This is a genomic window from Nocardia sp. NPDC049935 (assembly GCF_055586645.1).
Genome location: NZ_JBVJHV010000009.1, coordinates 151,885 through 170,485 on the forward strand (window position 1 = coordinate 151,885; position 18,601 = coordinate 170,485).

At 68.7% G+C, this 18,601-nt stretch carries 19 protein-coding genes; 10 read left to right on the forward strand and 9 right to left on the reverse strand.

All coding sequences use genetic code 11. From position 1 onward, the window contains the following. Positions 1–3: 3 nt before the first annotated feature. A complete protein-coding gene (locus ACZ6SF_RS29275) occupies positions 4–1,485 on the reverse strand; it encodes a cryptochrome/photolyase family protein (RefSeq protein ID WP_466066404.1) in 1,482 nt (493 codons plus the stop codon). A gap of 145 nt (positions 1,486–1,630) precedes the next feature. Beyond that, positions 1,631–2,443: an AraC family transcriptional regulator gene (locus tag ACZ6SF_RS29280; protein WP_466066554.1), complete on the reverse strand. Its 813-nt coding sequence runs from the start codon at positions 2,441–2,443 to the stop codon at positions 1,631–1,633. A gap of 90 nt (positions 2,444–2,533) precedes the next feature. On the opposite strand from ACZ6SF_RS29280, the gene ACZ6SF_RS29285 reads away from it, so the two are divergent. Continuing rightward, positions 2,534–3,415, forward strand: a complete 882-nt coding sequence (locus ACZ6SF_RS29285) for an NAD(P)H-binding protein (protein ID WP_466066405.1) — start codon at positions 2,534–2,536, stop codon at positions 3,413–3,415. Positions 3,416–3,485: 70 nt separating this feature from the next. On the opposite strand, the gene ACZ6SF_RS29290 is transcribed toward ACZ6SF_RS29285, so the two are convergent. The 3 genes from ACZ6SF_RS29290 to ACZ6SF_RS29300 form a co-directional block, all read right to left on the reverse strand. Continuing rightward, the gene (locus ACZ6SF_RS29290) at positions 3,486–4,871 is read right to left on the reverse strand and encodes an MFS transporter (protein WP_466066407.1); all 1,386 of its coding nucleotides are present in this window, start codon (positions 4,869–4,871) and stop codon (positions 3,486–3,488) included. Between the two features lie 47 nt (positions 4,872–4,918). Beyond that, positions 4,919–5,131, reverse strand: a complete 213-nt coding sequence (locus ACZ6SF_RS29295) for a hypothetical protein (RefSeq protein WP_466066409.1) — start codon at positions 5,129–5,131, stop codon at positions 4,919–4,921. Between the two features lie 185 nt (positions 5,132–5,316). After that, positions 5,317–6,321, reverse strand: a complete 1,005-nt coding sequence (locus ACZ6SF_RS29300) for an AraC family transcriptional regulator (RefSeq protein WP_466066410.1) — start codon at positions 6,319–6,321, stop codon at positions 5,317–5,319. Positions 6,322–6,510: 189 nt separating this feature from the next. On the opposite strand from ACZ6SF_RS29300, the gene ACZ6SF_RS29305 reads away from it, so the two are divergent. The 6 genes from ACZ6SF_RS29305 to ACZ6SF_RS29330 all read left to right on the forward strand — a co-directional run bounded on the left by ACZ6SF_RS29305 (position 6,511) and on the right by ACZ6SF_RS29330 (position 11,647). Continuing rightward, positions 6,511–7,485 carry a quinone oxidoreductase family protein gene (locus ACZ6SF_RS29305; protein WP_466066412.1) on the forward strand — a complete coding sequence of 325 codons (975 nt, stop codon included), beginning with the start codon at positions 6,511–6,513 and terminating at the stop codon, positions 7,483–7,485. A 32-nt stretch (positions 7,486–7,517) separates the two neighbouring features. Continuing rightward, positions 7,518–8,423, forward strand: a complete 906-nt coding sequence (locus tag ACZ6SF_RS29310) for a TauD/TfdA dioxygenase family protein (protein ID WP_466066413.1) — start codon at positions 7,518–7,520, stop codon at positions 8,421–8,423. 61 nt (positions 8,424–8,484) lie between these two features. Next, positions 8,485–9,537, forward strand: coding sequence for a beta-keto acid cleavage family enzyme (locus ACZ6SF_RS29315; protein WP_466066414.1), 1,053 nt, complete (start codon positions 8,485–8,487; stop codon positions 9,535–9,537). A 93-nt stretch (positions 9,538–9,630) separates the two neighbouring features. Then, positions 9,631–10,215, forward strand: coding sequence for an RBBP9/YdeN family alpha/beta hydrolase (locus tag ACZ6SF_RS29320; RefSeq protein ID WP_466066416.1), 585 nt, complete (start codon positions 9,631–9,633; stop codon positions 10,213–10,215). Then, entirely contained in the window at positions 10,212–10,973 is a 762-nt protein-coding gene (locus tag ACZ6SF_RS29325; RefSeq protein ID WP_466066418.1) for a CoA transferase subunit A, read from the forward strand. The genes ACZ6SF_RS29320 and ACZ6SF_RS29325 overlap by 4 nt, the downstream gene beginning before the upstream one ends. Then, entirely contained in the window at positions 10,970–11,647 is a 678-nt protein-coding gene (locus ACZ6SF_RS29330; RefSeq protein ID WP_466066420.1) for a 3-oxoacid CoA-transferase subunit B, read from the forward strand. The genes ACZ6SF_RS29325 and ACZ6SF_RS29330 overlap by 4 nt, the downstream gene beginning before the upstream one ends. Positions 11,648–11,671: 24 nt before the next feature. Here the strand turns inward: ACZ6SF_RS29330 and ACZ6SF_RS29335 are convergent, their stop codons facing one another. Further along, complete coding sequence (locus tag ACZ6SF_RS29335) at positions 11,672–12,571, reverse strand: LysR family transcriptional regulator (protein ID WP_466066421.1); 900 nt, start codon at positions 12,569–12,571, stop codon at positions 11,672–11,674. 102 nt (positions 12,572–12,673) lie between these two features. On the opposite strand from ACZ6SF_RS29335, the gene ACZ6SF_RS29340 reads away from it, so the two are divergent. After that, positions 12,674–13,717 carry a YeiH family protein gene (locus tag ACZ6SF_RS29340; protein WP_466066422.1) on the forward strand — a complete coding sequence of 348 codons (1,044 nt, stop codon included), beginning with the start codon at positions 12,674–12,676 and terminating at the stop codon, positions 13,715–13,717. Between the two features lie 18 nt (positions 13,718–13,735). Here the strand turns inward: ACZ6SF_RS29340 and ACZ6SF_RS29345 are convergent, their stop codons facing one another. Further along, positions 13,736–14,755, reverse strand: coding sequence for an AraC family transcriptional regulator (locus ACZ6SF_RS29345; RefSeq protein WP_466066424.1), 1,020 nt, complete (start codon positions 14,753–14,755; stop codon positions 13,736–13,738). A gap of 69 nt (positions 14,756–14,824) precedes the next feature. Here ACZ6SF_RS29345 and ACZ6SF_RS29350 point away from each other — a divergent pair, with 69 nt between their 5' ends. Next, positions 14,825–16,327: a flavin-containing monooxygenase gene (locus ACZ6SF_RS29350; protein ID WP_466066426.1), complete on the forward strand. Its 1,503-nt coding sequence runs from the start codon at positions 14,825–14,827 to the stop codon at positions 16,325–16,327. A 133-nt stretch (positions 16,328–16,460) separates the two neighbouring features. Then, positions 16,461–17,165: a hypothetical protein gene (locus ACZ6SF_RS29355; protein ID WP_466066427.1), complete on the forward strand. Its 705-nt coding sequence runs from the start codon at positions 16,461–16,463 to the stop codon at positions 17,163–17,165. A 32-nt stretch (positions 17,166–17,197) separates the two neighbouring features. Here ACZ6SF_RS29355 and ACZ6SF_RS29360 read toward each other — a convergent pair whose 3' ends face one another. Together ACZ6SF_RS29360 and ACZ6SF_RS29365 are read right to left on the reverse strand one after the other, a co-directional pair. Then, positions 17,198–17,530, reverse strand: a complete 333-nt coding sequence (locus ACZ6SF_RS29360; RefSeq protein ID WP_466066428.1) for a hypothetical protein — start codon at positions 17,528–17,530, stop codon at positions 17,198–17,200. 177 nt (positions 17,531–17,707) lie between these two features. Then, complete coding sequence (locus ACZ6SF_RS29365) at positions 17,708–18,400, reverse strand: GTP pyrophosphokinase (RefSeq protein WP_466066556.1); 693 nt, start codon at positions 18,398–18,400, stop codon at positions 17,708–17,710. Positions 18,401–18,601 lie beyond the last annotated feature (201 nt).

Here is an 18,601-nt window from a genome sequence, read left to right on the forward strand (position 1 = left end):
CGCTCACGGCGGGGTGTCGCCGAGTTTCCGCTGTTGCGCGACGAGTTCGTCCAGATCGGTCAGCCGGTGCAGGCCGGCCAGGGGCCGCGACATTCGCCGGTTACCGGACAACGCGTCTTCGTTGCGCGACAGGAAGTACCAGTAGCCGGCGGTGAAGGGGCAGGCGTCCGGGCCGACCCGCCGATCGGGGCGATACCGGCAGTCGCCACAGTAGTCACTCATCCGGTCGATATACGCGCCGCCGGACGTGTAGGGCTTGGTGGCGAGGAGCCCGCCGTCGGCGTGCTGTGACATGCCGAGAACGTTGCCGATCATCACCCACTCGTAGCCGTCGACGAAACAGCGATGGAACCAGTCGGCGACCGCGGCGGGCCGCCAGCCGCGTTGCAGGGCATAGCTCGACAAAACCATCAATCGGGGAATGTGGTGCACCCAGCCGTGCTCGCGGACGTCGGCCAGTACCCCGCGCAGGCAGCGGGCCTCCACCGCGTCCGCGTCGAGATCGGCGAACCAGCCGGGAAGCGGGCGGCGGGCCGCGAATTCGTTGCGGTGGCGATACTGCCGGCCGAAATGCCAGTAGGAATGCCAGATGTAATCGCGCCAGCCGATCAACTGCCGGATATAGCCCTCGGCGCCGGCCAGTGGCACCCGCCCGGCGCGATACTCGTCCTCCGCGGCGTACGCGCATTCCAGCGGGTCGAGCAGTCCCAGATTCATCGGCGCGGAGAGCAGGCTGTGCGCCATCCACGGATCGCCGGCCAGCATGGCGTCCTCGTGCGGGCCGAAGTGCGGGAGTCGTTCCCGGAGGAAATGCCGCAGGGCCGCCCGCGCCTCGCCGCGGGTGACGGCGAATTCCCGCGGGCCGTCGTTGCCCACGAAGGATACGACGCCGTCGCGCTCCCAGCGGTCCAGATCCGCGCGTACCCGGTCGTCGATCTCGTCCTCTTCCGGCCACCACGGTGGTGGTACATCGAGCCGGACCGACTTCGGCGGCGGTTCCCGGTTCTCGGTGTCGAGATTCCATCGGGACCCGGCGGGTTGTGCCCCGTCCATCAGCAGGTCGAAGCGGCGTCGCGCGTCCCGGTAGAAGTCCTCGAGGAGCAGACCCGACCGGGAACGCGCCCATTCCTCGAAAGTGGCGTGGTCGGTGGCGAAACCGCGGGCGGGCAGGACCTCGACCTCCGGTAGCGATCGTACGAACCGGTCGGCCGCCCAGGATGTCGGCCGGCATACCGTGAGCCGGTCCGGAACCCGGTCGAGCGCCTCCCGGTAGGTATGGGTGCGGAGGAAGAGCGCCTGGTCACCGAGTTCGGCCGCGCGGTGCCGCAGTGCCGACAGCACCAGATGCGCCTTGCGCCGGTGGAAGCGGCGGCGCCCGAAGACGGCACGGGACTCGATGAGCAGGACCGGCTGGTCCGGGGAATCGAGGAAATGCGGGCCCAACTGGTCGGCGAAACACCATCGCCGCGGCTCACCACGTGTCATCTGCGGTCCTCCGACAGCTCACGACAAGAGTGTGGGAAGGCTGATCCGGACGATCGAGGCTAACCGGGTTCGGGGGGCCCGCACGCGCGCCACGCCGCGAATGCCGAAGGCCGGGGACCCTGTCGGTAGAAGGGTGGGGAATCGGTCAGGCGTACATCGACGGCCTGCACGGTTCGACCGGCAGCCGGGCGCCACCGAGGAACGAGCCGGGGGACACCCGCATCAGGGCGCGGAATTCGGCGTTCATATGGGATTGGTCGTAGTAGCCGGCACCGGCTGCCAGGTGCGACGACGGCGATGTTCCGAGGCGTGCTACGAGTCGCCGCACCCGGTCGATCCGGGTGTAGTGCTTGGGCGAGACACCGATCCCGGCGCCGAAGAGGTTTCGAAGCTGACGTTCGCTCACCGCCAGGGCATGGGCCAGCGTGGGAATACTCGGGGCACCCGGTCGGGCCGATACGGAATCGACAGCGGTCCGGAGCAGGTGCCGGTGCTGCCGCTGGGTCGGCGTCTCCCGGATGCGCTGTGGTAGCCGCTGTTCGAGATAGGGGAACAGCTCGTCCGGACCCAGCTCTACCAGGTCGGCGGCGAGCTGCGCGGCCGGCCCCGGCAAATCGGCCAGGCGGACGACCCGGTCGGTCAGATCTCCGGCGGCCACCCCGAGCAGCGGGCCGGTGGCGCCCGGAGCGAGCCGTAGCCGCAGACAGCCCAGCGGTTTCTCCGCCGCCGCATACGTCGCTCTCGTCCGGGGCCCCAGGACGAGGGCGTCGCGCGGGCCGTGGTCCTCGGTGCGCAGCACGATCATGGTGACGGCCTGGGGAATATGCGCGAAGGGCAGGCGTGCGTCGCGCACGGTCGGAATACGGCCGAGTTCGGTGAGCCAGGGGCGCAGGGTCGCGGGGGCTGGTGCGGTGGTCTCGACGAGATCGGTCGTCACGGGCGACTGGGGCCGCGGCATGGTCACTCTTCGACTGTAGGCAGGTCAGGGCGATCGCGCTGTGCCGAAATCTCCTATCGGCCCGGGCTGCGGGAACGGCACGATACAGCGATGATCGTGATAACCGGTGCCACGGGCACCATCGGCGGCGAACTCGTTCGTATCCTGACAATGCGCGGCGCGAAAGTTCGTGCCGTGACCCGGAATCCGGATGCGACCCGGTTCCCGGGCCGGGTGGACGTCGTGCGCGGAGACCTCGCGGATGCCCGGGAAATGGAAGTCGCGCTGGCGGGCGCCGAAGCAGTGTTCGTCCTCGGCGTGCTCGGCCCGGAGTATATCGACGCGGATCGGGCGCTGATCCGGGCCGCTCGGGATGCCGGGGCACGCCGCATCGTGAAACTGTCTGCGATCGGCACCGGCGATCCCGGGCTGGGCCGGGTCGGCACCTGGCATCTGCCGGGGGAAGAAGCGGTCCGGGACAGCGGTGTCGACTGGACCGTGCTGAGACCCAGCTCCTTCGCCTCGAACACCCTCAGCTGGGCGCCTGCCATCCAGGCCGGCCGCCCCGTCTCGAACCTGACCGGGTCGGGCGCGCAGGGCGTGGTCGATCCCCGTGACGTCTCCGCGGTCGCGGCGGAGGCACTGCTGTCCGCCGCGCACTCCGGTCGCGTCTACACCTTGACCGGCCCCGAACTGCTCACCACATACGACCAGGCCGCCACCCTGGCGGCCGCGCTCGGGCACCCGGTCGAGGTAACCGATATCGGGGCGGACACCGCCCGCGAACATATGCTCGCTGCCGGAGCCACACCGGAATTCGCCGACGGTGCGCTGGCCGGCCAGGCATTCGCGGCGGCCGGCGGAAACGCGGTGCTGACCGATGATGTGGCCGCGGTGCTGGGCCGACCGGCGCGAACCTATGCGGAGTGGGTCGATGACCACGTCGCGGCATTCGCCCGGGAACCGGCGGAGGGCGACTGGCGGGCGTACTGAATCCGCGCGAGGACCCGCCCACTGCCGTCCGGAACCGGGACGGCAGCGCTCGGCGTATATCGACGCCGGATCAGTGCCCACGCACCTCGAGGGGTTCGCGGCCGGATTCGCCTACCTCGGGCGCCTCCGACCGGCCGATGCCGGACGGGTACAGGCGCCTGCCGGTGAACAGGGCGACGATCGCGGCGAGATACACGAGCGGGGCGAGCCGCAGTGCTTCGAGCAGGCCGATCCGGTCCGCGAGGAGGCCGATCACGAAGGGGCCCAGTGCCAGGCCCAGGACATTGTTGGCGACAGTGAGGGTGCCGAGTGCGGACGATCGCACCGTGGGATGGGTGAGCGACGCCACGATCGCGGCGCTGGGACCCGAACTGCCCGCGGCGAAGAAGCAGCCGACCGCGATCAGAATCAATTGCGGAGCGCCGGCTTCGAGCCGGAACCCGATGCCCAGGGCGATCAGCGAGAGCACGCAGAAGGTGATCGCGGCGGACCATTTCCGGGCCGGATCACCGCGGCCGACCCGGTCGGTGATCATCCCGCAGACGATCATGCCGATCGCGATCAGCAGCACGAAGACCGAGGCGATCGTCCCGGCCTTGTCGGGGTCCATCTCGTAGTAGCGGTTGAAGAAACTGGGCGACCAGGCCAGCATGACCGCGGCGGTGAACATCTGCAGTCCGCCACCCAGATAGGCGCACCACAGGGCCGGGTCGGTGAACAGGCTCGATACGGGGGCGCGGGGAGTGCCGAGTCCGGGTTCGGCCGTATCGGGAACCGGGTCGGCGGTGTGGTCGGCGAGACGGCGTTCGGTGACCACCACCCGGAACGCGGCCACCAGGATGAGACCCAGCACCGCCATCGCGGCGAACGACCAGCGCCAGCTCAGATGCACCGCGATCACCGCGCCGACCGAGACGCCCACGACCGAACCGAAGGATCCGCCGGCCATGAAGGCGCCGCTGAGTGTGGAGTGGACGCGAGGTGCGAAAACACTGAGCACCACCGCGATACCGACGCTCCCGTACGCGGCCTCGCCTACGCCGACGAAGAAGCGGGCGGCCAGCAGTTGCTCGTAGTTGGCGGCGATCGCGCACAACAGCGTCGCGGTGCTCCAGAGGGCGGCCATCAGGGCCAGGGATCTCACCCGGCCCCAGCGATCCGCCAGCAGGGAGAGCGGCAGGGTGAGCAGTCCGACCATCAGCGCGACGATGCTGGTGAGGGAGGCGAGCTGGGAATCGGTCAGGGCCCATTCGGATTCGAGGAACGGGAACACCGCACTGAGGACCTGCCGGGACATGTAGTCGGAGAGCAGCAGCCCGAACGCGAGGGCGAAGACGACCCACGGATAGATCGCCGAGCGGCGGCGCGGGCCGGGACGAGTGGCCCCGGGATCGGTGGTGCCCGGCCCGGCGGGCCCGCCGGGCGGTGTGCCGATCGTGGTGGGAGGTAATCCCATGGAGACTCCTGGAGGGGACGGCGGGGGTGCGGTGGGAGCGGCCGGCGTCACGAGGCCGCGCGGCGCGCCTCGAACGCCTCGAGTTCCTCCGCGAGGATCGGCACGCCGAGGTTGCCTCCACGCCGCAGCGGGATGTCGTTCATCGCCATGAACTGCTCGGTCCATTCCGGATCCCAGCGGGACAGGGTGTCCCACAGCGGGTTCCAGTTCCCGTCGCTGCGCATCCGGTCGATGGTCGGGGTCGGATCGGGGTGTGTCATGCGGCACTCGTTTCACGTGCGGGGCGATTCCGGGCCGAGAGGAAGACGGCGCAACCGGAAGTGGCGTGCATCACTTTATGTGGACTGTGACGCAGATAATTACCCTGACGGGACCGAGTTCTATCCATTTCGGGACACACGGCGGTGCCGGTACGTCTCGGTCCGGAGAACTCGGACGACGCGCGCTACCGCTCAAGCTGTTTGCGCCACTCGCGCGGACTCATGCCGAACTGCTGGTGGAACCACCGGGAGAAGCTGCTCGGCGTGGAGAACGCGAGTAGTTCGGAGATCTCGGTGAACGAGTAGCGGCGGCCGGTGACCATCCGCTTCGCGAGCTCCACGCGGGTCGAGTCGAGCACCGCGGTGAAGGTCAGTCCCGCCCGGCTCAGGTGCCGGTGCACGGTCCGCCGGTCGACGCCGAGGCTGCGTGCCACCTGATCGACCGAGCACCGGCCGGTCGGGAGCAGGAGCTCGATGAGCTCGCGCACCCGGGAGACGATCGTGGACTCCGCCGGCACCGCGAGGGTGTCGAGGAACTGCTGTGCGTACGACCGGAGCAGGGGGTCGGAGAGCCGGTTCGGTTCGTCCAGGTCGCCGGTGTAGACGACGATCCCGGAGTATTCGCCGTCGAAGACCAGTGGCGCCCGGAACGTCCGGCGGTGGGTGGTGTCGTCGGCGGGCCGGGAATGCTCGAAGCACACCGACACCGGATGCCACCGCTCACCCAGCAGATGGGTGAGCAGTTGGTGCATCGCGGTCACCGCCAGTTCGACGGACTGCCGCACGATCATCGGCTCGCCGGGATCGACGCTGGTCCGGAGGGTGGCCAGGCCGTCGCGCTCCGACAGTTGCAGATGCAGGGACTCGTTGTACATGTGCTGGTAGCGGATGAGCATCCGGACGGCGCTGCGGGCGTCGGGTTCTTCGCGGATGCTCACACTGAGCGGGCCGAGGGTCGACAGCCGCCGGCGTTCGGCGAGCAGGAGGGCGAAATCCTGGCGACCGGACTCGGCGGCCGACACCTCGAGCAGCCGGACCACCGCGGACGCGGGGATCAATCGGTCCGGCAGGTCGAGGCTCGCGGGATCGATATCGACACTGCGCAGCAGCCGGATGGGGTCCAGGTCGAGTGAGCGGCTCAGCTCGATATATCCGGTCAGCGACGCGTACCGCGCGAGGGGTCTGGCCACGACGTCCACCTGTCCCGAAAAGGTAATAAATCTGTCCCGTGGCGGTAAGTATAGGCGTGACGCCTTGGCTACGGTCGAGTAACCGGAGTCACACCGCAGCGCTTGCGACTACGCACTGTGGCTCGACGGATATCTCGTCCCATATCGCCCGGTGAGCACCCCGGGACGACCGCATCCAGGGAGAACGCAATGGCACAAGCGATCCGATTCCACGAGACCGGTGGTCCGGAAGTCCTGAAATGGGAGCCGGTGACCGTCGGCGATCCCGGGCCGGGCGAGGTCCGGGTCCGGCACGAGGCGGTCGGGCTGAACTTCGCCGATACCTATTTCCGCACCGGCCTGTATCCGGCGCCGCTGCCCGCGGGAATGGGAGTGGAGGCCGCGGGCGTCGTCGAGGCGATCGGCGCCGGTGTCACCGGGTTCCGCGAGGGTGACCGGGTCACCTACACCGGCAGCCCGCTGGGCGCGTACAGCACCGAGCGGGTGATGCCGGCCGAACACCTCATCGCGGTGCCCGGCGGGATCACCCTCGAAACCGCCGCCGCCATGACCATGCGCGGCCTGACCACCGCGTATCTGCTGCGCCGGATCCACCCGCTGCGGGCCGGCGATACGGTGCTGCTGCACGCGGCGGCGGGCGGTGTCGGGCTGATCTTCTGCCAGTGGGCGGCACTGCTCGGTGTCCGGGTGATCGGAACGGTGTCGACCGATGAGAAAGCGGCGGTCGCGCGTGCCCACGGCTGTGCCGAGGTCATCGTCTACACCCGGGAGGACGTCGCCGAGCGGGTCCGCGAACTCACCGGGGACGCGGGGGTACCGGTGGTCTACGACAGCATCGGCGCGTCGACCTTCCGGTCGTCGCTGGACTCGCTGGCCCGCCGGGGCCTGCTCGTCGCGTTCGGCACCGCGTCCGGGCCCATCCCGCCGATCGATGCCATGGAACTCGCGGTCAAGGGCTCGCTGTTCGTGACCCGGCCGGCGCTGGCGGACTACATCGCCGATCCGGCCGAACGCGCCGAACTCGCCGCCGAACTGTTCGGCCATGTCGCGGCGGGCCGCATCACCATCGAGATCAATCAGCGGTACGCGCTGGACGAGGCCGAGAAGGCCCATCGCGACCTGGAATCCGGGATCAGCGTCGGCTCGTCGGTGTTCGCGCTCTGATCCGTCCCACCCACTCCTCGAAGGAGGCTGCTATGACCACCACCGCCGATCTCGCCCCGGGCCGCGGTAGGACCCGCACCTGGACGCCGATGGATGCCCGGCCGCTGACCTGCAGTATCGGCGCGGAGTTGCACGGCGTCGATCTCGCCGGAGTGGCGCGCGACGACGCGCTGTTCGCAGAGCTGAAATCGCTGCTGCTCCGGTACAAGGTGCTCTTCTTCCGCGACCAGGACATGAGCCGCGCCGAGCATGTGGCCCTCGCCGAACGCTTCGGCCCGCTGGAGGATCATCCGGCGCTCGGCAGCGATCCCGACCATCCGGGACTGGTCCGGATCTACAAGGACCTCGACAGTCCGCCCGAACAGTTCGAGAACTCCTATCACTGCGATGCGACCTGGCGGGTGAATCCGCCGATGGGATGCGTGCTGCGCTGCGTCGAGGGTCCCGCGGTGGGCGGCGACACCGTCTGGGTGAATATGGCTCTGGCCTACGAGAAGTTGCCAGAAGGTGTGAAAGCGCAGATCGAGGGTCTCCGCGCGCGGCACAGTATCGAGGCCTCGTTCGGTGCGCGGATGCCGATCGCGCAGCGTCTCGACCTCGCCGAACGATTCCCGGACGCGGAACACCCGGTGGTCCGCACCCATCCGGAGACCGGCGAGAAAATCCTGTTCGTCAACAGCTTCGCGACGCATCTGACCAACTATCACACCGCGGAGAACGTGCGCTGCGGAATCGATTACGCGCCCGGCGCGGGTGATCTGCTGCGCTACCTGATGAGTCAGGCGACCATCCCGGAGTACCAGGTGCGATGGCGGTGGACGCCCGGCAGTGTGGCGATCTGGGACAACAGGTCGACCCAGCATTACGCCGTCCAGGACTACTGGCCGGCCGTCCGGAAGATGGAGCGCGCCGGGATCGTCGGCGACCGGCCCTTCTGAAACCCACTCTCGCTGTTTCCCATTCCGCGAATTCATCATCGATCGAGAAACGGAGTCACCCATGCATTTCCACGACGATGCGCTCTTCCCCGAGAACCAGGAGAAACTGGTCATCACCTGCGCCCCGTACGGACCCGAGTGGGAGCCGGACGATTTCCGCGAGGATCTGCCGCTGACGATGGAGGAGCACATCCAGCAGGCGGTGGACTGTTACGAGGCCGGGGCGACGGTCCTGCATATCCACGTCCGCGAGCTGGACGGCAAGGGCAGTAAGCGGCTGTCGAAGTTCAACGAACTGCTCGCGGGCCTGCGTGAGGCGGTACCGGAGATGATCCTGCAGGTCGGCGGGTCGATCTCGTTCGCGCCGGAAGGCGAGGGGTCGGACGCGAAATGGCTGTCCGACGATACCCGCCATATGCTGGCCGAACTCGATCCGAAACCGGACCAGGTGACGATCGCGATCAACACCAGCCAGATGAACATCATGGAGTTGATGACCCCCGACGATATCGCGGGGACGTCGATGGAGCGCCCCGAACTGGCGGCCGCCTACCGGGAGATGACGGTGCCGGCCGGCCCGGAATGGGTGGCCGAACATCTGCGCCGGTTGCAGGCGGCGGGGATCCAGCCGCATTTCCAGCTGTCGTCCATTCCGCAGCTCGAGACGGTCGAGCGGTTGATCCGCCGTGGCGTGTACACGGGACCGCTGAACCTGACGTGGGTGGGGATCGGCGGCGGCTTCGACGGGCCGAATCCGTACAACATCATGAACTTCGTCCAGCGGGTGCCCGACGGTGCGTGCCTGACCCTCGAAACCCTGATGCGCAGCGTACTTCCGGTGAACGCGATGGCGGTCGCGATGGGTCTGCACACCCGGTGCGGTAACGAGGACACGCTGTGGGGGCGTAAGGTCGAGAAGATGACCTCGGTACAGCAGATCCGGCAGCTGGTCCGGCTGGCCGGCGAGCTCGGCCGGGAGGTCGCCTCCGGTAAGGAGGCCCGCGAGATCTACCGGATCGGGACGACCTACGCCGGTGCCGGCGAAACTCTGGCGGCGCTCGGATACGCCCCGAATCGCCGGCCCGGCCAGGTCGGATTCACCCAGCACGCCTGATCCGAGGGCGCCGGCGCGGGGCACGGCGGTGACACGTCGTGCCCCGTCGCGTCCGTGGCACTTTCAGCATTCCGACTCCGGCCTAGGAGACCCATGAACAGCACCGCCGACCCGACCGTGGTGATCGTGCCCGGACTCCGCGATCACGTCGCGCAGCACTGGCAGACCCTGCTCGCCGACCGGCTGACCCTAGTCCGCACCGTGCCGCCGCTCGAGCACGAGAAACTGAGCCGCCGGGCCCGGGTCGCGGCGCTCGACGCCGTACTCACCGAGATCGACGGACCCGTCGTCCTGGTCGCCCACAGTGCGGGCGTGATCACCACCGTGCACTGGGCGCAGCGCCCGTCCCGTCCGATCCTGGGGGCTGTGCTCGCGACACCGGCGGATCTGGAAAGCCCGCTGCCCGAAGGCTATCCGACGACGGCGGAGCTCGAACGCGGCGGGTGGAATCCCATTCCGCGCCGCCGGTTGCCGTTCCCGAGCATCGTCGCGGCCAGCAGCGACGACCCGCTGGGCTCCCACCGGCGGATCGCCGGTATGGCGGAGACCTGGGGCAGCCGGGTGGCCGAGCTGGGCGCGGTCGGTCATCTGAATCCGGCATCCGGATACGGGTACTGGCCGCGCGCCGAAGAGCTGGTGCGGGAGCTGATCCCGGTAGCCGGACGAGTGGCGTCGTGACCCGGGTGTTCGGCTCGGCGGTCGCCGCGGTCGCCGATATCCCGGATGGGGCCTCGATCGCGGTCGGCGGGTTCGGGCTGTGCGGTATCCCGGACGCGCTGATCGAGGCGATCGCCGCCGGTCCGGCCACCGGGCTAGAGGTGGTCTCGAACAACTGCGGGACCGATTCGCACGGACTGGGGATTCTGCTGCGAGACGGGAGGATACGCCGGGTGATCGCCTCCTATGTCGGCGAGAACAAGGAATTCGCGCGTCGGTATCTGGCCGGGGAACTCGAGGTGGAGCTGTCGCCGCAGGGCACCCTGGCCGAGCGATTGCGCGCGGGCGGTGCCGGGATTCCCGCGTTCTTCACGCCCGCCGGTGTCGGCACCCTGGTCGCCGAAGGCGGGCTGCCGTGGCGGTACGCGCCGGACGGATCGGTCGCGGTGTCCTCCCCAGCGAAGGAGATCCGCGAGTACGCGGGCCGGCGGTACGTGCTGGAGGAGGCGATCCGCACGGATTTCGCGCTGGTCCACGCGGCACTCGGTGATACCGACGGCAACCTGGTGTTCAATCTGTCCGCGCGGAACTTCAACCCCCTGGCCGCGATGGCGGGCCGGGTCTGTATCGCGCAGGTCGAGACCCTGGTGCGACCGGGAACGCTGGATCCGGGGACGGTCCAGCTGCCCGGGATCTTCGTCGACCGTGTCGTCTGCACCGGCACCCAGGACAAGCAGATCGAGAAGCGCACCCTGGCCGCGAAGGGAGTTCCGGCATGACCTCGGCACGCGGGGAAGCGATCGGATGGACCCGGGATCGGATGGCGGCGCGGGCCGCGGCCGAACTGTCTCCGGGTGAGTACGTCAATCTCGGGATCGGGTTGCCGACGCTGATCCCCGACCAGCTGCGACCCGGCCTCGATGTGGTGCTGCACAGCGAGAACGGCATCCTCGGCACCGGGGCGTACCCGGACGAGGACCACGTGGACGCGGATCTGATCAACGCGGGCAAGGAAACCGTCACGGTCGACCCCGGAGCCTCCTTCTTCGATTCGGCGCTCTCGTTCGGAATGATCCGGGGCGGGCATATCGATACCGCGGTGCTGGGCGGGATGCAGGTGTCGGAGTCCGGGGATCTGGCGAACTGGATGGTGCCGGGCGCGATGGTCAAGGGGATGGGCGGGGCGATGGATCTCGTGCACGGCGCCCGCCGGGTCATCGTGCTGATGGAGCACACGGACCGATCCGGTGCGCCCAAGATCGTGCGGACCTGCACCCTGCCGCTGACCGGGCAGGCGGTGGTGCACCGCATCATCACCGACCTCGCCGTCGTCGACGTCACCGGAGACGGCCTGGTATTGCGTGAATGCGCACCGGGTGTGACGCCGGAGTTCGTGCGCGCGGTCACGGCGGCGCCGCTGAAAGTCGGCGACCTGTGCGACAGCCGGAAGTGAACCCGGGGCCGTTCGGGAAGGTTCTCACGCGCGAACCCGCCGCACGAGCCTGACGAGGTCGCCGGCCGGTCCTTCCAGTTGGCGCGGCGGGCGCCAGACGGCGCGCAGAGTGCGGTCGAGGTGCAGATCCTCCACCTCGACCACCTTCAGCTCACCCGAGTCCACCTGGGCCGAGACCGCGAGGGTGCTCAGGACCGCCGGTCCGACGCCGCCGAGCACACTGGTCCGGATGGCGGCGCCGCTGCCGAGTTCGAGCAGTGGCGCCGCCCGCTCGTACTCCTGCAGCGCCAGGTCGAGTGTGGTCCGGGTGCCGGATCCGGGTTCACGCACCACCAGGGGGGTCCGCGCGAGTTCGGCGACGGTCAAGGGCCGCCTGCGGCGCGTCCAGGGATGGCGCGGATCGACCACGACCACCAGCCGGTCGCGGGCGACCGCGACACTGTGCAGTGCCGCGGGCACCGCCGGTGATTCGACGAACCCGACATCACAGTGCCCGGCGGTGACGTCGTCGCATACCTGCAGGGAATTACGGACCTGCAGGTGAATGGTGACATCGGGAGCCGTCCGCCGGAACTGCCCCAGCCACGCGGGCATCAGATGTTCGGCGACGGTCATACTCGCGCTCACGGTGAGCTCGGCGGCGCGCTTCTCCCGCATACCCGCGGCGACGTCGAGCAGCCGCCGGGCGTCCTCGAGGACCTTGCGGGACCAGTGGGCGATCACCGTGCCCTCCGGGGTGAGTGTCGAACCGGTGGTCCTGCGCTGCAGCAGCGGTGTGCCGACCTGTGCCTCGAGGCGTTTGATCGCCCGGCTGGCGTTCGGCTGGGCGATACCGGCGATTCTGCTTGCCGCGCCCAGACTTCCGTGATCGTCGACTCCGACGAGAAGTTCCAGCACCCCGAGCTCCGGCCATCGAGTGAACATGCGCAGATTATATGACCTGGGCCTGAGACATATCAGAGTGATATGTGGTGATAGCGGATTGCCCGCTACCGGAGGCGGGGCCGGGGCAGCAGAGTTCCGGGTATGCCCAGTGATGTCCGACAGGTCGCCGATCCACCGCAGCAGCGCACCGCCCGGCCGGAACACGCCCGGGGCGCGGGCCTCGCGGCCGGGATCGGACTGTGCGCGGCCGGCGCGGCCGTCGCGATGGTGATCGGGCATTTCGTGCCCGCGGTGAGCCCGCTGCTGATCGCCATCGTGTGCGGGGCGCTGCTGGCCAATCTCGTCACCGTGCCCGGCCGGCTGCGGCCGGGGCTGGATTTCTCGTCCAAGCGGTTGCTCCGGGTGGGCGTGGCGCTGCTCGGGCTGCGATTGATGTTCAGTGATGTCGTCGGTCTCGGCTGGGGGGTGATCGCGGTCGTCGTGGCCATCGTGGTCCTGGGCATCGCGGGCACCATGTACGCGGGCAAGCTGCTGGGACTGTCGTGGACGCAGCGGGTGCTGATCGCGTGCGGCTTCTCGATCTGCGGCGCCGCGGCGGTCGCGGCGGCCGACGGGGTGATCGACGCCGACGAGGAGGAATTGCTCACCGCGGTCGCGCTGGTGGTCGTGTTCGGGACGCTGATGATCCCGGCCGTCCCGTTGCTCGCCGGTGTGCTGGGCCTGCCCGAGCGGGCGGCGGGAATGTGGGCCGGCGGTTCGATCCACGAAGTGGCGCAGGCGGTGGCGGCCGGCGGCATCATCGGCGGCGGGGCACTCGCCGTCGCCACGGTGGTGAAACTGGCGAGGGTGCTGATGCTTGCTCCGGTGATGGCCTACCTGGGCGCGCGCCGGCGTCGGATGAACACCGGCGATACGGCCGGCGCGCGGCCGCCGCTCGTCCCGGTCTTCGTCCTGGGGTTCCTCGCGTGCGTCGCGCTGCGGTCGTCGGGACTGTTGCCGCAGGTCGTGATCGACCAGGCCCAGATACTGCAGACCGCACTGCTCACCACGGCGATGTTCGCCCTGGGACTGGGCGTCCGGGTGGCACTGCTGCGTTCGGTGGGGCCGCGCCCGATCGTGCTGGCCGCCCTGTCCACCGTCTGGGTCGCGGGGCTGGCGCTCGCCGGTGTCCTGCTCGTCGCCTGAGCGACCTGTCCGCGCACGTCACGGCGGGACCTCGCCGGATCTCCGGCGCCGGGTGCTGGGGGTCTCGTTCCACCACCGCCGGCAGCAGCGGGTGAGCGTGGCCTGTTCGGCCAGGCCGAGCAGCGAGGTGATCTGAGCGAGCGGCATCGTCGTGGTGGTGAGGTAGTGGTGCGCCCGCTCGCGGCGGACCTCGTCGAGGATCGCGGCGAAGCTCGTTCCCTCCACCGCGAGCCTGCGCTGCAGTGTCCGGGGGTGGACGGTGAGCAGTTCGGCCACCGTCGCGATATCGGGCGGGAGAGTGCCCAGCAGTTGTCGCAGAGTGGTCCGCACGCGCGGTGCCGTCGCCCGGCCGTCGCCCGCGGTCTGCGCGGCCAGGAATGCCATGGCCAGACGGTGCAGGGTCTCGTCACCGCCGGTCAGCGACCGGGTCTGCAGTTCGCGCGGAACCCGCAGCACCGCGGCGGGCCGCCCCACGCGTACGGGGGCGCCGAAGAACCGTTCGTAGACCGCCGTCGCGGCGGGCGGCCGGTACGGCAGCTCCACCGACCGCAGCCCGTAGCGTTCACCCACCAGCCGCTGGATCGCCCGATGGACGAATCCGAGCCCGAGATCGGTGCTCTGCAGCGGGGTGGGCCTGTCACCCGAGCGCACCTCGTAGCGCAGCGCGACCACGTTCGCGTCGTCGTAGGGGTCCGGCGCCAGACCGATGTTCAGGGACGGCGCGTGCACGAACAGGTACCGCGCCGTGCACTCCATCACCTCGGCCAGGGTCGGCGAATTGCGGATGGCCAGGGCGAGCGGGCCGAGCATATCCAGGTCCTGCCGTGCCGAGATCCGCAATCCGAGATCGGGGCAGCCGAGCCGGTACGCGGCCAGTTCGAGCACGGCGGCGACGGCGTGGTCCGGTACCAGCAGATCGTCGGTGTCCAAGGCGGCCGTGGGCAGGCCGGCGGACGTTGCCAGCGCTTCGGCATCGCCCCCCAGCTCGGCCACGGTGGCCCGGAATCCGCGCAGGCCGGCGGAGCGAATCACGGACATGTCGTCCAGAATCAAATCTTTGTCGTGAAAAATCAAGAGCGCAGCCGGAACGCTGGGCAGAATAGCCCTATGAGCGATGGCTTGGATCTCGGCGCCACACCGGAACACGTCGACGTGGTGATCGTCGGCGCCGGACTTTCCGGTATCGGCGCCGCCTACCGTTTACAGACCGAATGCCCCGGCAAGAGCTACGCGATCCTCGAGGCCCGCGACGCGCTCGGTGGCACCTGGGACCTGTTCCGCTATCCCGGTGTCCGTTCCGACTCGGATATGTTCACCCTCGGGTATCCGTTCAAACCGTGGCGGGAGGCGAAGTCCATCGCCGACGGTCCGTCGATTCTCCGGTACATCACCGAGACCGCCCGCGAGCACGGCATCGATCGCCGAATCCGCTACCGGACGACGCTGCTCGGCGCGGACTGGTCGTCGGAGACCCTGCGCTGGACCCTCACCCTCGAACACCGCGACGGCACGGGCGCCGTCACCCGGTCGACGATGACGTGCGGTTTCCTCTACAGCTGCGCCGGCTACTACAACTACGACCACGGCCATTCCCCGGAATTCCCGGGCGCCGAGGATTTCGCCGGTACGGTGGTGCATCCTCAATTCTGGCCGGAGGGTTTCGATTACCGCGGGGAACGGGTGGTGGTGATCGGCAGCGGCGCCACCGCCGTGACCCTGGTGCCGGCCATGGCCGAGGACGCCGAACACGTCACCATGCTGCAGCGCAGCCCCACCTGGATCAGCGCCGTACCCGGCCGCGACAAGATCGCCGACCGGTTGCGCGCGCTGCTGCCGCCGAACCTGGCGCACCGGGTGATCCGCACCAAGAACATCCTGTTCTCCATCGGCTTCTACCAGTACTGCCGCCGGCGTCCCGCGGCCGCCCGCAAATTCCTCACCGGTCTCACCACTCGCATCCTCGGCGACGAGAAACTGGTCGCCGAACATTTCACCCCCAGCTACGACCCCTGGGACCAGCGGCTCTGCGCGGTACCGAACGCCGATTTCTTCCGCGCCATGAAGAAGGGCCGGGCCGAGGTCGTGACCGATACCGTCGATCGGTTCGTACCCGAGGGGATCCGGCTGCGATCGGGCCGGGTGCTGCCCGCCGATGTCATCGTCACGGCGACCGGTCTCGAACTGCTCGCCTTCGGCGGGATCGAACCGTCGGTGGACGGTGCGAAGGTCGCCCTGCCCGAACAGTTCGTCTGGCAGGGCGCCATGCTGACCGGAGTGCCCAACTTCGCCGTCTGTATCGGCTACACGAACTCGTCGTGGACGCTGCGCGCCGATCTCACCTCCCGCCTGGTCTGCAAGGTGCTGAACTTCATGGACGAGCGGGGCCATCCGGCGCTGGTCCCGGAGGCCCGGGGCGCGCTGGGTGAGCGGCCGTTGCTGGACCTGACATCCGGGTACGTCCAGCGTTCGATCGGCGCGTTCCCGCGTCAGGGCGACCGCCACCCCTGGAAGGTCCGGCAGAACTACCTCCTCGACTCGGCCGCGGTACTGCGCACCGACCTGCGCAAAACGCTGCGACCGGTGCGGGCGCGGACCTCGGCCCGGGTGTGACCCGCGGGCCACGACACATCGTGGCCCGCGGCGGTGGCCTGGGAGTTGCTGCGCGAGTGAGGATCCCGTCGCCGTGGCGCCGCGGAGCCCGTACTCTGGTCCGGCAAGCACCGGTCAGTGTGGGAGGAATGCGTTGGGCCGCAGAGAGTCGCGGGAAGAACGAGATGGTTCGCCGGAGAACCGGGAAGCCATCCGGAACAATATCAAGGAAGAACTGGGCATCCCTCCCACTCTCGACGATGCCGTCCCGGACGACTTCGCGGCGTGGCTGTCGCGGGTCGAGAACATGATCGATCTCGTCCCCCGGCAGAACCGGCGGCCCTTCGACATCACCGACAGCCGCGGGGCGACCGACGTGGTCGGCGAGGAATTCATGCTGCGCCGGCTCGCGGAGGTCCGCAGGGAACTGCAGGCCGAGTCGCGCAATGCCACGGCGCGTGACGAACTCTCCCGGATCCGGCATGTGGCCGAGTCGGCGATCCACGACCCGGTGGCCCGGCAGATGGTCGCCGACCAGATCCAGCGGGCCCAGGACGTAGTGGTGAAATCGTCGGATACCGAGGACGCGCGCGATACGGCGCTGGAGATCGAATTGCGGAATGTGGCCCAGGGGCTGAAGGAGCGCCGCTCGAGGGTGCGCTGGTCGCCCTGGCATCGTGAACCCATCGCGGTACTGCTGGGTGCGTTCCTGCTGGTCGGATTCAGTGCCGTGATGGTGATCGCCATGTTCACGCATACCGAGGTCCCCGAGATCGTGATGAATATGATCCTGCTGATCCTCGGGTTCTTCTTCGGGCAGTCGGCCGGGGGCGGACGGGGCGGGCGCAGAGAGAATTGAAATCGACCGCCCGCCGACCGGGTGACGCGGGTCTACTCCGGAATGTAGAGGCTCCAGCCGTGTTCGACGATCCGGACGTTGTCGTCACTGCCTGTTCCTATCGGAGTGCGGGTACGCCCCTGGCAATTGGGGCTGTCCCATACCGCGATCTCCCGATCGGTTCGGTTCGTGACTTTCGTTCCCTCGCCTTCGGTGTGGGTGACGGTGAGGCAGCCCGCGGGGTTGTCGAGAACCTCTGTCTTTTTGTGGAGCCCGCTCCACCACTGCAGTTCCACCTGACCGGTCGCGGCATGCGCGTTGCCCGGGGCGAAGATCGAGGCCGGGATGGCGGCGAAAAACACCGTAGCGGCAAGGATTCGAGACATGCTGAGAAGACCTTCCTGAACTGATGGGGCCACACCTTCGCGGCGGCAAGGTGGGCATGACGTGAGCCGGGTCGATATTCCGACGTCCGACCCAGCGATGAAATATAGCTGTCAGCTATGAATATCGGGGTTCTGGCGCGCCATCCGCCCGGTGAGCGATCGGGAGCGGCAGACCACTCAGGTCCGGGTGTCGCGGGCGAGTTCCCACAGATACTCGAGAACATCGTCGTCGATATCGGTCTGCGGTCCGCGCGCCCGGCCGTCCGCGCCGTGGATTTCGGTGTGCAGCTGTTCCATCCTGCGGTCGAGTTCGGTGGCGGTGGCCGCGGCGCGCGCCAGATCCTCGATGAGGGGCCGGGGGACATGCCCCTGGTACTTGTAGAAGATCTTGTGCTCGAGGGTCGCCCAGAAGTCCATGGCGATCGTGCGCACCTGTAGTTCGACCGCCACGTGCACCGGCCCGGTGGACAGGAATACGGGGATCTCGACAATGGCGTGCAGGCTCTTGTAGCCGTTCGGCTTCGGGCGGGCGATGTAATCCTTGACGGTGCGGACGTGCACATCGTCCTGCGAGGTGAGCGCCTCGAGCACCTGGTAGGTGTCGGTGATGAAACTGCAGGTGACGCGGACGCCCGCGATATCGGTGATGTGCTCGCGGAGAGCGGGCAACTCGGGCGGGATGCCCTTGCGTATGGCCTTCTGCAGGATGCTCGTGGGCGATTTCACCCGGGAGGTGACGTGCTCGATGGGGTTGTAGTGATGGAGATGCAGGAACTCGTCGCGCAGAATCGTGACCTTGGTCAGCAGTTCCTGGGCGGCGAACTGGTACTCCATGACGAAACGGGTCATATCCTCGCGCATGCGGATCATGAAGGCGATACGCGCCTCGTCGCCCGGCCCGTGCCGGTCGTGATCTCGCCTGTCCTGTTCTGCCGCCATCTCGACCCCTCGATGTCGCTCCGGCCCCGGATGGGGATATCGGGCACAACCAGGTCTGTCCGCGTGGCCCACGGTACGCGGCGCGAAGGTCGCCCGATCCGCCGCCACCTCGGCGCGGCGCGGCGCTGCCGT